Origin of the sequence: Paramuribaculum intestinale, from assembly GCF_030759015.1 — a bacterium.
Taxonomy (GTDB): domain Bacteria; phylum Bacteroidota; class Bacteroidia; order Bacteroidales; family Muribaculaceae; genus Paramuribaculum; species Paramuribaculum intestinale.
Map to the genome: position 1 here is coordinate 1,095,143 of NZ_CP098825.1, position 13,896 is coordinate 1,109,038.

At 54.0% G+C, this 13,896-nt stretch carries 12 protein-coding genes and 1 riboswitch; of the genes, 10 read left to right on the plus strand and 2 right to left on the minus strand.

The window, feature by feature from the left end:
* Positions 1–172 precede the first annotated feature (172 nt).
* Both NF347_RS04855 and NF347_RS04860 read left to right on the plus strand, forming a co-directional pair.
* Positions 173–814, plus strand: coding sequence for a porin family protein (locus NF347_RS04855; RefSeq protein WP_107035808.1), 642 nt, complete (start codon positions 173–175; stop codon positions 812–814).
* A gap of 58 nt (positions 815–872) precedes the next feature.
* Positions 873–2,156, plus strand: a complete 1,284-nt coding sequence (locus tag NF347_RS04860) for an L-cysteine desulfidase family protein (protein WP_107035809.1) — start codon at positions 873–875, stop codon at positions 2,154–2,156.
* Between the two features lie 104 nt (positions 2,157–2,260).
* Here NF347_RS04860 and NF347_RS04865 read toward each other — a convergent pair whose 3' ends face one another.
* On the minus strand, positions 2,261–2,617 hold the full coding sequence (locus tag NF347_RS04865) for an MmcQ/YjbR family DNA-binding protein (RefSeq protein WP_107035810.1): 357 nt from the start codon (positions 2,615–2,617) through the stop codon (positions 2,261–2,263).
* Positions 2,618–2,638: 21 nt separating this feature from the next.
* Entirely contained in the window at positions 2,639–3,442 is an 804-nt protein-coding gene (locus NF347_RS04870; protein WP_237613005.1) for a DNA alkylation repair protein, read from the minus strand.
* A gap of 100 nt (positions 3,443–3,542) precedes the next feature.
* Positions 3,543–3,750, plus strand: a riboswitch (cobalamin riboswitch).
* Positions 3,751–3,772: 22 nt separating this feature from the next.
* On the opposite strand from NF347_RS04870, the gene NF347_RS04875 reads away from it, so the two are divergent.
* The 8 genes from NF347_RS04875 (at position 3,773) to NF347_RS04910 (ending at position 13,516) form a co-directional block, all read left to right on the plus strand.
* Complete coding sequence (locus NF347_RS04875) at positions 3,773–5,812, plus strand: TonB-dependent receptor plug domain-containing protein (RefSeq protein ID WP_161553841.1); 2,040 nt, start codon at positions 3,773–3,775, stop codon at positions 5,810–5,812.
* A gap of 27 nt (positions 5,813–5,839) precedes the next feature.
* Positions 5,840–6,934, plus strand: a complete 1,095-nt coding sequence (locus NF347_RS04880) for a DUF5074 domain-containing protein (RefSeq protein ID WP_107035812.1) — start codon at positions 5,840–5,842, stop codon at positions 6,932–6,934.
* Positions 6,935–7,056: 122 nt separating this feature from the next.
* Positions 7,057–8,091 (plus strand): ABC transporter substrate-binding protein, encoded by a 1,035-nt coding sequence (locus tag NF347_RS04885; protein WP_370364726.1) that lies wholly within the window; start codon positions 7,057–7,059, stop codon positions 8,089–8,091.
* The gene (locus tag NF347_RS04890; protein WP_107035814.1) at positions 8,088–9,104 is read left to right on the plus strand and encodes an iron ABC transporter permease; all 1,017 of its coding nucleotides are present in this window, start codon (positions 8,088–8,090) and stop codon (positions 9,102–9,104) included. The genes NF347_RS04885 and NF347_RS04890 overlap by 4 nt, the downstream gene beginning before the upstream one ends.
* Before the next feature lie 111 nt (positions 9,105–9,215).
* The gene (locus NF347_RS04895; RefSeq protein ID WP_107035815.1) at positions 9,216–9,863 is read left to right on the plus strand and encodes an inner membrane CreD family protein; all 648 of its coding nucleotides are present in this window, start codon (positions 9,216–9,218) and stop codon (positions 9,861–9,863) included.
* A 5-nt stretch (positions 9,864–9,868) separates the two neighbouring features.
* Entirely contained in the window at positions 9,869–11,149 is a 1,281-nt protein-coding gene (locus NF347_RS04900) for an inner membrane CreD family protein (protein WP_161553842.1), read from the plus strand.
* A gap of 221 nt (positions 11,150–11,370) precedes the next feature.
* Positions 11,371–13,194, plus strand: coding sequence for an LTA synthase family protein (locus NF347_RS04905; RefSeq protein ID WP_161553843.1), 1,824 nt, complete (start codon positions 11,371–11,373; stop codon positions 13,192–13,194).
* Entirely contained in the window at positions 13,181–13,516 is a 336-nt protein-coding gene (locus tag NF347_RS04910) for a MerR family transcriptional regulator (protein ID WP_107035818.1), read from the plus strand. Before NF347_RS04905 ends, NF347_RS04910 begins: the two co-directional genes overlap by 14 nt.
* The last annotated feature ends 380 nt before the right edge of the window (positions 13,517–13,896 follow it).

Genomic DNA, 13,896 nt, shown 5'->3' on the forward strand with positions numbered 1-13,896 from the left:
CCAAACAGTGATGGGTTGTGGAAATGCAGGCAAACGTCGATGGATGGCCATTAGGATCTAACAACCGCTCCATTTCAGAAACAGTTAGCCGCGCAATGCGATTTTTTGGTGCAGTTGGGGCGGGTATGTCGGGAGTGTTTTGTACCTTTGCCGAAAATATAGCACTATCATCATGATACAACCAATCAGATCATATCTGCGCCGCACAGCCGCGGCGATCGCCGTTGCTGCGGCAATGACTGTGCCGTCAGAGGCATTCGCACAGTTCCGCTGGGGTGCGCAGGCGGGAGTTAATGTCAATAATCTCAAGTTTAAGCAGGAACTTGTCACTGTCGATAAATCCACAGGGTTTTCGGCCGGCGTAACCGGCGAAATGATGTTCCCCGGTATCGGATTCGGACTGGATATCGGTCTGCACTATGAGATGACCGGCTCCAAGGTGCATCTGGGCGAGCGCAAGATGTGGAGCAGCCAGGGCTATGGCAACGAACAGCTCCGGATGCATTATGCTGTGATCCCGCTCCACGTGCGTTTCAAGTGGACACGTCTTGGCGGACTGGAGGAGAAAATAGCTCCGCTTGTATATTTCGGACCGGAGTTCAGCATTCTTGCAGGCCACAGCAAATGCGACGCAATGGATTTTGCCGGCGGAACGCTGGCTCTTGACATGGGTGGCGGCGTGGAGATCATGCGCCGCTGGCAGCTGACCGCAGGCTATAATATGGGCATGACCTATGTAGTCAAAGCCAAGGTACTCACCAACTACAGCGCACGCAACCGCTACTGGTATGTGCGTGGCACATATTACTTCTGACCGGAGATCAGTTCCTGTCCGACAGGATTCTCTATAATTCCATACTCATAAATTCACCATGATCGACAACGAACGGCGTGCCCGCATCATATCGCTGATCAAAAGCGAGGTGGTGCCTGCCATAGGATGTACCGAACCGATAGCCGTGGCTCTCTGTGTGGCCAAGGCCTCGCGTATGCTCGGATGTGAACCGGAGCGCATCACGGCCACTCTCAGCGCGAATATCATCAAGAACGCCATGGGTGTAGGGATTCCGGGCACCGGTATGACCGGTCTGCCCATAGCCATAGCCCTTGGAGCGATATGCGGCAAGCCCGAACTGGGGCTCGAAGTGCTCCGCGATGTCGACAGCGATGCCGTGGGTCGTGGCAAGGCTATGGTCGACGCTTCGCGTATATTCATATCGCTCAAGGATGGAATTGCCGAGAAACTGTATATAGAGATCTGTTGCGAGGCCGGCGGCCACAAGACTGTAGCCATCATAGCCGGCGGTCATACCAATTTCGTGTATCTCTCGGCCGACAATGATGTGGTGCTTGACCAGCGGCTCACCGACGGAGATGCCGCCGAGGATCATACGACCGATCTGACACTCGAAACGGTCTATGAATTCGCCACGACAACGCCGCTCGCCGAACTGGGCTTTCTGCTTGAGGCGTCGAAGCTCAATCTTGCAGCTTCGAGAATATCCATAGAGGGAAATTACGGCCATGCTTTAGGGAAGATATTGGGCGGTAGACACGGATCGAAGATGATGGGCGACACGCAGTTTACGCACATAGTGTCGCTGACGGCTGCCGCCTGTGACGCGCGCATGGGCGGAGCCATGATTCCTGTGATGAGCAATTCGGGCAGCGGCAATCAGGGCATATCGGCGACGGTGCCGGTGGTGGTGTATGCCAGAGAGAACGGTAAGTCGGATGACGAGATGCTGCGGGCGCTTGCCTTGAGCCATCTGACAGTCATCTATATCAAGCAGAAGCTCGGACGTCTGTCAGCGCTTTGCGGGTGTGTTGTCGCAGCCACCGGATCGTCGTGTGGCCTGACACTTCTCATGGGTGGCGGATATCGTCAGATATGTCACGCTGTGAAAAACATGGTAGGCAATCTTACCGGAATGATATGCGACGGAGCCAAGCCAAGCTGTGCGCTTAAAGTGACCTCAGGGGTGTCAACCGCCGTATATGCCGCGCTGATGGCCATGGAGGACACCTCGGTGAGCTCTCTCGAAGGCATTGTCGACGAGGATGTGGATCGTTCGATCGACAATCTTACACGCATAGGCCTGCAGGGCATGGCGCAGACCGACCGCGAGATTCTTTCGATAATGCTGTCGAAGTAAATATGACTCCGGCAGGCCGCAGATTACTGACGAGCCGGATATAAAAAATGATTTTTGTTGGAAGGGGTTCTGCGTCGGATATCGTCGGACGACGCTCTGTCTTATCAGGTGATTGAGAGTTGTTCGCGCACATTGCGCGGCAGTTTCATGGCTGTCTGGCGATAGGAGTGGAGTATCAGTTCGCGATGGACCGCGTCGGGGACGTCGCCATGAAAGTCGACCGAGATCCAGTGCCGCTTGTTCATGTGATAGCCCGGGCGGATGCTTGCGTATCTGTCGCGCAGTTCTATTGCAAAATCCGGATCGGCCTTGAGATTGTAGAAATCCCATTGGTTATCAAGGGTCATCAGGCAGAATATTCTCCCGCCGATTTCAAGCGACAGCGTGTCGGAGCCAAACGGACACCGCTCTGTAGCGTGGGGCAGTGAAAGGCCATACTCTCTTACTTCTTCTATGTTCATGTCTTGAGTCTGTAGTGGTTTTTATTGTCTTTTGAGCCAATACAGGCGTTGTGGCTCAGGCAGACGCTCTATGGCATATCGCAGTGCTGTGCGCGGCATATCTCTGAAGTGTGATTCGAGATATTCCAGCAGACAGCCGGGGTCTTTCTTTCCGACCTCGCGCAGCATCCATCCCGTGGCTTTGTGGATCAGATCGTGTCTGTGGTCGAGCAGGCGTGTGGCTATCCGGAGTGTGTCGGCCGTCTGCCCTTGGCGTATCAGCGCGAGGGTGGCGACGATTCCGATCCGTTGATGCCACAGGTCGCTGTGCGATGCCAGAGTGTCGAGAATCCCACGGTCGGGAAGCTTTCCGTCGGCATCAGGATAGAGCAGCCATCGGCCTATGATGTAAGGCGCCGAGAGATCCACCAGATCCCAGTTGTTGGCTCTGGAGGCGTGTGCGAGATAAAACCGTGCAATCTTCCCACGCTTTGCCGCCAGTGAAGGCGTGTCGACGCCTCTACGCGGGAGAGCCGCCGACATCTCTTCGGCCAACAGCAGAAATCCTGCAAGCCTGATCTCATGCCATGGCGATGCAAGCAGCCGGGCGATCTGATCCGGTGCGACGCAAAGACGCGCTTCCTTGACTATCATCCGGGTGGCAGGTACTCTTATGCCGAGAAACTTATCGCCCTCGCCGTATTGTCCGGGGGCGGTCTTGAAAAAACGACACAATACTTCGCGCTGTTTTTCGTCGGTCATATCCTCCATTGTGGCTATGATCTCATCGGCCGTTACGCGCTGACGTCCTCTATTTCCTGCTGTGTGACTGCTTTGCTTCATCATGCGATAGGTCAGCTTCTTACAAGGTTTGTTTTCAATACATTTGCAATACGTTTTTGCAAAGTTAATGAAAATATTTGTGGGCTTTGAAATTAAATATTACTTTTGCAGACGGAGAAGCGGTTCGTCCTGACCTGTCATATGGCTGGGCGATTAAAAGGGAACACGGGTGAGACTCCCGGACAGTCCCGCTGCGGTAATTTTCATAAAGGCACCGGAAAATATGCCACTGGGGCGCGTCACAGCGCTTCGGGAAGGCTTCCGGAAAAGCTGAAATAAGTCCGAAGACCTGCCGCCGATTCCTTATTCATACATAATATGATTCTTTCGAGGATGAGAATTCATACACCTACATTATCGGCGACCATATCGTATGCGTCGGTCAGGGCTGTGGCTCTGGCCGGATCTCTTGCGTGCTGTGGCTTGGCTATGGCGGCGGAGGCTCTCCCCGACTCGCTGTCGGACATCCGTGCTCTTCCGGAGGTCACGATCGAAGCTGTTACGCAGAAGGCCGACCGTTCGACTGCCCCTCGATTCTCCCTCGGATCGTCGACACTGAAGGCCATGGGCGCAACCGATATATCTTCGGCATTGAAACGTCTGCCCGGTATCAACCTGAAGGACTATGGCGGCGCGGGCGGCATGAAGACTGTGGCTGTCAGAAGTTTCGGAGCGGCTCACACCGGAGTGGTCTACGATGGGGTGACCCTTTCAAACAACCGCAGCGGGGAGGTGGATCTGTCGCGTTACTCACTCGACAATATGGGCAGTCTGTCGCTTGTCATAGGCGACAACGACGACATTTTCATTCCGGCCAGAGCTCTTGCTTCGGCCTCGTCGCTCATACTTTCGTCGGCTCCGATGGTTTCGGAAGCGGACTCGCTGTGGCTGACGGCGCAGATGCGTGTCGGCTCGTTCGGTCTGCTCAACCCGTTTGTGAAGATCGGCACAAGCCGCGCCGACGGTCTGGCTATCGGTTTTATAGGTGAGTTCACCCATGCGCTCAACGACTATCCGTTCACACTCCGCAACGGCATTTATTCCTCGCGCGAGCGACGCAGAAATTCGCTGATGAATTCCGGTCATGGCGAAATCAATATGACACTGCCGGTCGGACGCAAGTCATCGCTTTCAGCCAAAATCTATTATTACGACAACGGACGCCAGCTGCCCGGACCGGTTATATACTATAATCCGCAGTGCAATGAGAGACTGCGTGAGCGCAACGCTTTCGCACAGGCTTTGTGGCGCAGCACCCTTTCAAGCAATCTGTCGCTCAAGCTTACAAGTAAGTTCAACTGGGAGGCATCGCTCTACGATGACGTCAACGGACATTATCCCGGGGGCCGTCTTGATCAGGACTACTTTCAGCGCGAGGCATACGCTTCCGGTGTGTTGCTGTGGATGCCTGCCGACCGGCTGGCACTGAATTATGCGGCCGACTTCGCCTATGGCAATCTGTCGAGCAACCTGCCGCAGGAGGTTGGGCCGAGTCGCTACACGATTCTTCAATCGCTGACAGGGCGTTACCGCACCGGGCGTCTGACAGCCACAGCGTCGCTGCTCGGATCGATATATATCAACAAAGTGCATAATGGAGATGAGGCTCGCGACAATTACAAGCTTTCACCATCGGCAAGCATTTCATTTCAGCCGTTGGCGTCGCGCGAATGGCGTCTGCGGGCATCGTTCAAAAGCATCTTCCGTGTGCCGACCTTCAATGAGTCGTACTTTTTTCACTACGGCAGCACTGATCTGCGTCCGGAAACGACGCGTCAGTTCAACGTCGGGACAACTCTCGACATATCTCCATCGGTGTGGTTCACACGGCTGACCATGACTGCCGACGCCTATCTCAACAATATCGACGATATGATAGTCGGGGTGCCCTACAACATGTTTGTATGGACAATGGTCAATCTTGACAAGGTACGTGCCACAGGCATTGACCTGACTCTGGCGGCTGATATGGCTCTGGCAAAAGACCATAAGCTCGAATGGAATGTCAACTACAGCTATCAGCGGTCGAAGCCACTGACCGACCGGACGTCGGCCGAATACGGCAAGCAGGTGGCATATATACCGCTCAATTCCGGGGGCGGCTCGGTGGCCTACAGCAATCCCTGGGTCGACGTTGTGGTGAAAGCCGTCGGCGTCAGCTCCCGCTATGCCACCAACAGCAACCTTCCCGACACACGCATCGACGGATATGTGGAGGCCGGAGTGTCGCTGCGCCGCAGTCTGATGCTTTTCAGCCATCGGTGGGAGGCATCGTTTGATATCGACAATATATTCAACAAGCAATATCAGGTGATAGCACGCTACCCCATGCCCGGGCGCTCGTGGCGGCTGACACTGAAATATCAACTATAACCAAAAAAGAAAACAGTAAGAAACCGTATGAACAAATTCATTTCGCGACTTCTCGTCGCAGCCCTTCCGCTGTCATTTGCCGCTTGTAGCGATGATGACGGTCCCGACCATGAGATTGAAACCGTGACCGTGTCAAACGGTGCGTTTATCGTCAACAGCGGCAATCTCCGCAACAACATTCCCGGCAGCCTCACATTCATTGACTATGCTACGGGTCAGGCATTGCAGGATGTGTTCAAGGCTGCCAATGGCCGCGTGCTCGGCGATACCCCTCAGAATGCAGTAGTGTACGGCTCTAAGATGTATATTGCCGTATATCAGTCCAATCTCATAGAGGTTGTTGACCGTGTATCTCTGAAGTCGCTGAAAACCATCCCGTTTGACGCTTCCGAAGGTCAGGAACCCCGCTTTGTGCTCGCTCACGAAGGCAAAGTCTATGCATCGATGTACAACGGCTACGTTCAGCGTATCGATACTCTTTCGCTTTCGATCGACGGAGCTGTAAAGGTAGGCCCGAACCCGGAAGAGATGTGTGTGGCCGGCGATTATCTGTATGTGGCCAACTCCGATGGCATGAACTATCAGAACGGATATGCCGACGGATGCACCGTATCGAAAATAGCACTCGGATCGTTCACGGAGGAGAAGAAAATCAATGTCGGCATCAATCCCACAAAAATGGCCTCTGACGGCAATAATGTATATGTCATAACGATGGGTGACTACAGCGCGGCCAATCCCGCTACACTCCGTCAGATCGTCAACGACAACACTGTCAATGCCATAGCTCCGGCTACTCTGATGGGCGCCGGCGCCGGCAAGCTATACTTCATCAACGCCCCCTACGGCGCAAGCTCGATCGATTACAAGGTGCTTGATACTGCCACCGGCACGATCAGTGCTTTCCCTGTGTCGGGAGTCGATTCGCCGGCAGCGATAGCCGTTGATCCGGTTGTGGGCGATGTGTTTGTCACTTCCTACAATATGGTGGGCGGTTATGCAAGCTATTCTACTCCGGGATATGTCGAACAGTACAAGGCCGACGGATCGCTCGTGAAGCACTATGACACCGGTGTTGGCCCCTGCTACGTGAACTTCAATATTGCTGAGGTGGCCAAATGATCAGAGCCACAGACAAAGCCCTACATACTTTTTTTTCTGCAGTCCTGACGGCGGCCGCAGCCATCTCGCTCGTTTCGTGCGGGGGTGGCTCGGGCGCCGTCAGCCATCAGAGGGGCGATGCGATGCGATTTGATTTCGCACGCAATATAACGATTGACGAGACCGATTCGTTTGCAGTGGTCAGGATACGCAACCCGTGGGACACGCTGCGCACGCTCCACACCTACGTGCTTGTGGCCGATTCGCTGCCGGTGCCGTCATCATTGCCTGAAGGCACGTTGGTGCGCACTCCGTTGAAAAACGCATTGGTCTACTCGGCAGTGCATGTGTCGCTTATCGACGAGTTTGGAGCGGGGGAGTCGATAGGAGGGGTATGTGATTCGAAGTATATCCATACTCCTGCAGTAACGGCTCGCATGGCCGACGGATCGGTGGCTGATTGCGGCATAGGCACCGCGCCTGATCTCGAAAAGATAATGATGCTCTCGCCCGACGCCATAATGCTCTCGCCTTTTGAGAATTCGGGTGGTTACGGCAGAGTGACTTCGCTGGGCATCCCGATCATCGAGTGTGCCGATTATATGGAGCCGACGCCATTGGGCAGAGCCGAATGGATGAAATTTTACGGAATGCTTTTCGGGCGCAGCGCGATGGCCGACTCGTTATTCAGAAATTCGCGTAATGAATACGAACGGCTGATGAAACGCGTGAAGAATGTAGAAACACGTCCTGAAGTGCTTGTCGACCGGCTGTACGGATCGCAGTGGTATGTACCCGGCGGACAATCGACCATGGGACTGTTTATAACTCATGCCGGTGGCACGAATCCTTTCGCGTCGCGTCAGTCGTCGGGATCATATCCTGTATCGGGTGAGGAGGTGCTGCTGACGGCGCGTAATGCTCCGGTGTGGCTGATACGCTACAATCAGTCGTCCGACATGACTTACGGACAGCTCGAATCCGACAGCCCGTTCTATCCGCTCTTTGATGCGTTCGGCCGGAAAAGAGTCTATGGATGCAACACCGCGGTGAGATACTTCTACGAGGAGGTGCCGTTTCATCCACAGTGGCTGCTTGCCGAGCTGATATCGATCATTCATCCCGGATTGGTCGAGCCATATCCCGGACATTCCTATTTCATACCTCTTCAGCCATGAACGCAACGGCGGTGAGATTTGCAGCGCTCATTTTGCTGACGGCAGTGCTTGCTGCCTTGAACGTGTATTTCGGATCGGTCGACATTCCGGCCCGGACGGTCACGGATGTTCTTACAGGCTCGGGCGCGCAGCATGGCGCCGTAGAATATATAATTCTCAGCAGCCGCATACCGCAGATGCTTACCGCCATCATCGCAGGGGCTGCACTCGCCGCATCGGGACTTCTGCTTCAGACCGCCTTCCGCAATCCGTTGGCCGGTCCGTCGGTGCTCGGCATCAACTCCGGAGCCAGTCTGGGAGTGGCGGTGGTGATACTTCTGTTCGGGGGCAGCGTCAGCGCCGGTGTCATGAGTTGGAGCGGATATGCTGCAGTCATGGCCGGAGCTTTTGTGGGCAGTCTGGCCGTCATCGGTGTATTGCTCGCGCTGTCGGCTGTGATACGCAGTGATCTGATGCTCCTGATCGTGGGAGTGATGATAGGCTATCTTGCCTCGTCGCTCATCATGCTCCTCAACTACACGTCGACAGCCGACGGCATACAGAGCTATGTGATGTGGGGCATGGGCAATTTCAGCGGAGTGACATCGTCGAGTCTGCCTATGTTCGCGCTGATCGCGGGCGCAGGCATAGTGCTTTCGCTGCTGCTTGTAAAGCCGCTCAATATCGTGCAGCTCGGAGCCGACTATGCATCAAGCCTCGGTGTGAATCTCGGCAGAGTACGCAATATGCTGCTTCTCGCCACCGGACTGCTGTCGTCGTCGGTCACGGCTTTCTGCGGCCCGATAGCTTTCATCGGGCTTGCCATGCCGCATGTGGCACGAATGATATTCCGCACCGCCGATCATCGTGTGCTGTTGCCGGCCACGCTTGTAGTTGGCGCGGCAGTGGCTCTGCTGTGCAATCTGATATGTGTGTTGCCTGCCCACATGGTATTGCCGCTCAACGCAGTGACCCCCGTAGTGGGTGTCCCGGTGATACTGTATGTGATTCTACGCCGCGGCCGTCGGTCTTAAAAATAGTTAAATACGTTGCGGCGTATGCTTTATTGCATTTGCTGCGATTTGCACTCAATGGCATAAATCCCTATATTTGCAAAATCACAACCAACATTGTTTTTTTGCAATATGGACACAATGAATGATTTTGCCAACCGGCCGATGCCGCCATTGCCTGCGACAAAAGTATCAGTTCCGCGTCATACGACAGCCTGGCTGGGAGTACAGACGCTTGTGATAGCTGTGTTTTCGGCTATTATTGCTCTGATTGCTGACGGAATAGGCGATTATGGCGCGGAGCGTCAGAGTCAGGGTCTGCTGTCGGAAAGCAGTTCACTGATGGTGTCGGACAGCGCGAGCTATTGTTTCGCTCTGATAGCCATCTCGCTTATTTCGATCACTCTCATCGAGGTGGCTTTTCGAAAGTATGTCAATTATCTGCAGTATGCGCTCATAGGTTGCGCGCTCGGACTGTTTTATCTGATGCTGCTTGCGTTGGCTGAATTCGTGCCGTTCTGGGCTGCCTACGGCATTGTAACCGTTATTACCGCCGGACTGATCACGCTTTTTGTCAAGGGCATTACCGCGAATGTCAAAGCCGCAGGGCTCACCGCAGGGATTCTTGTGGTTGAGTATGCGGTGATACTCATACTGATCTACATCGGTTCGCTTGCTCTTCTGATAGGCAGCATACTGCTGTTTGTGATTATAGCTCTGGCAATGTACTTCACTCTGCGCATGAGGCAGACTGCTGATGGCGAACTGATCATAAAATGAACGGCATGTCAACAACTCCGCCTCCGTTGCCTCCCGCTTATGTGGCGGCTCCACGCAAGCCTGACCGTCCGGGTGTGAAGATCGTTTTAATGGCGGTGCAGTGCGTGGTGCTGATGATAGCCACCCTGATAGTGTGGGGACTGGTCTATGACCGTCAGTCGTCGGTCAACGATGTGGCCGACAGCATAGCCGATGAGTGGGGTGGAAAAGTACGCATAGGCGGTCCGTTTGTCATGGCGGGTGATTCGGTGGCGGCTGTATCCCGGACGCTTCGCTGCGATGTGTCGATAGAGTCAAAGACACTGCATCGCGGCATATACGAGGCCGAGGTTTATGATGCGGCCGTTGAGATGTCGGGCAGTTTCGATGCGTTGCGATTGCCGACGGGAACTGACGATGTCAGGCTTACGGTCAGAGTCCCGGCACGTAAGATCTATCGTATAGAGCCGCTTCGAATCGCAGGCCGCACTGTGGAGTGGCGGCGCGACGGTGGCAGCCTTGTCGCGGATATTGACGCAAGCGCAATGGATGACGGCGTCACGGATTTCGATTTCTCTTTCAGAATCCACGGATCGGGCAGCATCGAGGTAGTGCAGAGCGGACAGCATACTGTCGTGACGATGGAGGGTGAAGCCCGCAATCCATCGTTTACCGGAAGCAGTCTGCCAGATGACCGTTCGGTTACCGACCGGACTTTCTCTGCCAAATGGGAAAGCAACAGTGTCATGACGACCGATGCGTGCAACAGTTTTATGGACAATGACCGCTCTATTTTGGGCGGTGAGATGGATCCGGAGATGGTCTACGTCATTGAAGAGCCTTACGATCTGCAGGTGATCGGTGCAAAATTTCTTGTGGGAGTCGACCGTTACCGCAAGGTCAGCCGCAGCCTGAAATTTGCCTTCATTATCATTGTGCTGACGTTTATCAGCCTGTTTTTCACGGAAGTGATCACCAAGCGGGCAATACCGATGTTCAATTGCTTTCTGATAGGCGCGGCGCTGGTGATGTTCTATCTGCTGCTGCTTTCGTTTGTGGAGTTCGTGTCGTTCGGAATGGCTTATCTGGTGGCTTCGGTCATGACCATAGCGCTGATCGGAGGATATATGTGGCGGATGCTTGCATCGGTTCGCACGGGCGTGACTATAGCGTCGATTCTCACGCTGATATACTCGTGCTGCTACGTGATGCTGTGTCTCGGACGATATGCATTGGCTCTCGGAAGCCTGATATTGTTCGCTTCTCTGGCGGCCATGATGTGGGCTTCTCTGAAACTCAAGCGTTGAGGTGCGACGTATGAGATTTTAGAGTAGGTTTGAATTTAACACGAAGAAATAATATATATGGACTTCTTTCTATTCCCTCAAAGGTCTTTTCGGGCGATTTGCGTCAAGTTTCATCGGTCACGATGCCCGCATCGCTCCCTCCTCAACTCACGCAAATCTCTCCGAAAATCCTCTTTGAGTGAACAGAAGTGAAATTCAAACACACTCTTAGAACTATGGTGATGGGAAAAATTCTGAGAGTTTTTTCGGGCAGAGATCTTTGGACCGGGCGAATGTGCGTGGCCGTGCTTTCGTCGCTTGCATTGCTGCTGTGGTTTGATGTCGACTGGTGCATTACCACCACTTTCAGAGCCATGAGCGACCCGTTGATGTGGCTCAACACTCTTGTGGCGGCTTTGTTGATGTCGATCCCTTACGCAGCTGCACGCAGGATTTCGGTTCATGTGATATGGCTTACGGTGGTGTACGGGCTGCTGGAGGCAAATCTGATGTATTGCCGCACGTATCTTACGGCTATACCTCCGGCAAGCTATCTCCTTGTCGGCAATCTGTCGGACTTCACAGCCAGTGTGACTGACTCGATACGCTGGTATGACTGGTTTGGAGCGCTGACAGTCGTTGCGGCCGGATGGGTCATGAAGCGTAAAGCTGCTTTGCGGCCCCGTCGGCCCGTGGCGCGTATTCTTCTGTTGTCGGCAGTCATGGCATCGGTCAGCGCGTTGTGGATCATGGCGCGCGGGGGCTTTTATGCGGCCTACGATCGGCTCGCGCAGTCGTGCTATTACAGCACTTGCGGTGTGCCTGTCTACACATTAGGCGGCCACATAGCCTATTCGCTGATCGATGACAGCCGCCGTGATGCTACTGACCATACCCCCGATATAGACCGATGGATAGCACTTCATGATTCGTTGGTGGCGGTACAGGAGCTTCCAGCCGACGCTGTGCCGAGACGCAATCTCGTACTTATCATTTGCGAGAGTCTTGAGAGCTGGCCTGTGGAGGCGAGGATTGACGGCAAAGAGATTACACCATATCTCAACAGTCTGCTGCGTGACTCCACGACGTTGTATGCTCCCAACATACTGACACAGGTGGCTTCGGGGCGATCGATCGACTGCCAGCTGCTGATCAATTGCGGCCTGCTGCCTATGAACGGTCAGGTCTACAGTATGAAATATCCGTCGGTCACATATCCGTCACTTAACAAAGCGATGCGTGAACGATATGGCACAAAAAGCTATATATTCACGTGCGACAAGCCGATCACATGGAATCAGCAGGCTATAGGCCGCGCTTTCGGCTACGACTCGCTGATCGACCGCCGGGCATGGCGAATGGACGAGATGATTGGCAATCCGGCCAAGCTCAGCGACGGATCTTTTCTGCGACAGTCGGTGGAACTGCTCCGGCAAGGACATATATGGCCGGAGGGCGAATCGCGTATGCTGACGTTTGTCACATATTCTGGTCATAACCCATTCAGACTACCTGACAATATGGTAGATCCGCAGTTTGACATGAGGGAAAAGGATCTGCCGCGACGGCTTGCCGACTATATCGCAATGGCACACTATACCGACTCGCAACTGCATATTCTGATCGATTATCTGCGGTCGCGCCGGGATTTCGACAACACACTCGTGGTGATCGTCGGCGATCATGAGGGACTCGCCGGCGACCGAAATGATTTTGTAAAGGCATCATCTCTCGTATCGGCGGGTCAGTACACTCCGCTGCTGATACTCAATCCGCCTGTAGGCGGCGGGTCGCGTGTGGAAAGCGTAGCCGGACAGATCGACATATACCCCACTCTGTCTGCCATGCTCGGACTCTCCGGTTATTTCTGGCACGGAATGGGGCAGAGTCTGCTTGATCCTGACCGCGGGGCTTATGCAGTGTCTATGATGACCGGTGAAGAGGTGGGCGACTCTGCGGCGCTGACCTCGCGGATGCTCGATATGATCAGATCGGCACGTCGTATATCGGACGCAGCCATCAGATCCGACTACTTCAAAAACCAACCACTGAATGGATCCGATTGATAAAAAATTCTATAAGATCGGCGAGGTGGCAGAGCTGACCGGACTGCCTGTGAGTACGCTCCGTTTCTGGGAACAGCAGTTTACCATCATCAAGCCACGGCGCAACGACCGTGGCACGCGCTTCTACACTCCCGACGACGTGGAGCGCATACGCATGATACATTATCTTGTGAAACACCGTGGGCTTAAACTTGATGCCGCCCAGGAGGAGCTGCGCCGCAATCCCGAAGGCGTCAGCCGCAAGAGTCAGGCCGTCACCAGGCTGATGCAGGTGCGCGCCAAACTGTGCGATATGATCAAGGCGCTTGACTCGCTGAGGTGAGCGGTGCGCGGGTGTGTAACATGCTGTGCTATGTGGCAGAGATGCTCTTGACTATGGTATGTCGGATATGAACCGTCAGTGATAAAGAGCCGAAAAATTTTCGTATCACAAGAATACTTGCTAACTTTGCCATTAAGATGGTGGCCGACGCAGGCTGTCGTTATATGGAATAAAATAATCAATGAAGGGTACCGACATATTCAGGCTTACGTGTATTATTGTGCTTTGGGCTGTGCTGTGTGTCGCGGTTGTGACTTCGCAACGGTTCACTTTGCGTGTGGCTTTTGTGCTTGTGGCGTCGGCCATTATAGTGTTTGTGCCCTTATATAAGAAATATGTGCGAGGCAAGAAGCAAGACTCTCACGGTGGCGCCCGACGAA

Coding starts and splice junctions, on each gene's coding strand:
- NF347_RS04905 (WP_161553843.1), top strand. CDS start 11,371: ATGGGAAAAATTCTGAGAGTTTTTTCGGGCAGAGATCTTTGGACCGGG.
- NF347_RS04880 (WP_107035812.1), top strand. CDS start 5,840: ATGAACAAATTCATTTCGCGACTTCTCGTCGCAGCCCTTCCGCTGTCA.
- NF347_RS04875 (WP_161553841.1), top strand. CDS start 3,773: ATGAGAATTCATACACCTACATTATCGGCGACCATATCGTATGCGTCG.
- NF347_RS04855 (WP_107035808.1), top strand. CDS start 173: ATGATACAACCAATCAGATCATATCTGCGCCGCACAGCCGCGGCGATC.
- NF347_RS04895 (WP_107035815.1), top strand. CDS start 9,216: ATGGACACAATGAATGATTTTGCCAACCGGCCGATGCCGCCATTGCCT.
- NF347_RS04910 (WP_107035818.1), top strand. CDS start 13,181: ATGGATCCGATTGATAAAAAATTCTATAAGATCGGCGAGGTGGCAGAG.
- NF347_RS04890 (WP_107035814.1), top strand. CDS start 8,088: ATGAACGCAACGGCGGTGAGATTTGCAGCGCTCATTTTGCTGACGGCA.
- NF347_RS04860 (WP_107035809.1), top strand. CDS start 873: ATGATCGACAACGAACGGCGTGCCCGCATCATATCGCTGATCAAAAGC.
- NF347_RS04865 (WP_107035810.1), bottom strand. CDS start 2,617: ATGAACATAGAAGAAGTAAGAGAGTATGGCCTTTCACTGCCCCACGCT.
- NF347_RS04885 (WP_370364726.1), top strand. CDS start 7,057: ATGCGATTTGATTTCGCACGCAATATAACGATTGACGAGACCGATTCG.
- NF347_RS04900 (WP_161553842.1), top strand. CDS start 9,869: ATGTCAACAACTCCGCCTCCGTTGCCTCCCGCTTATGTGGCGGCTCCA.
- NF347_RS04870 (WP_237613005.1), bottom strand. CDS start 3,442: ATGATGAAGCAAAGCAGTCACACAGCAGGAAATAGAGGACGTCAGCGC.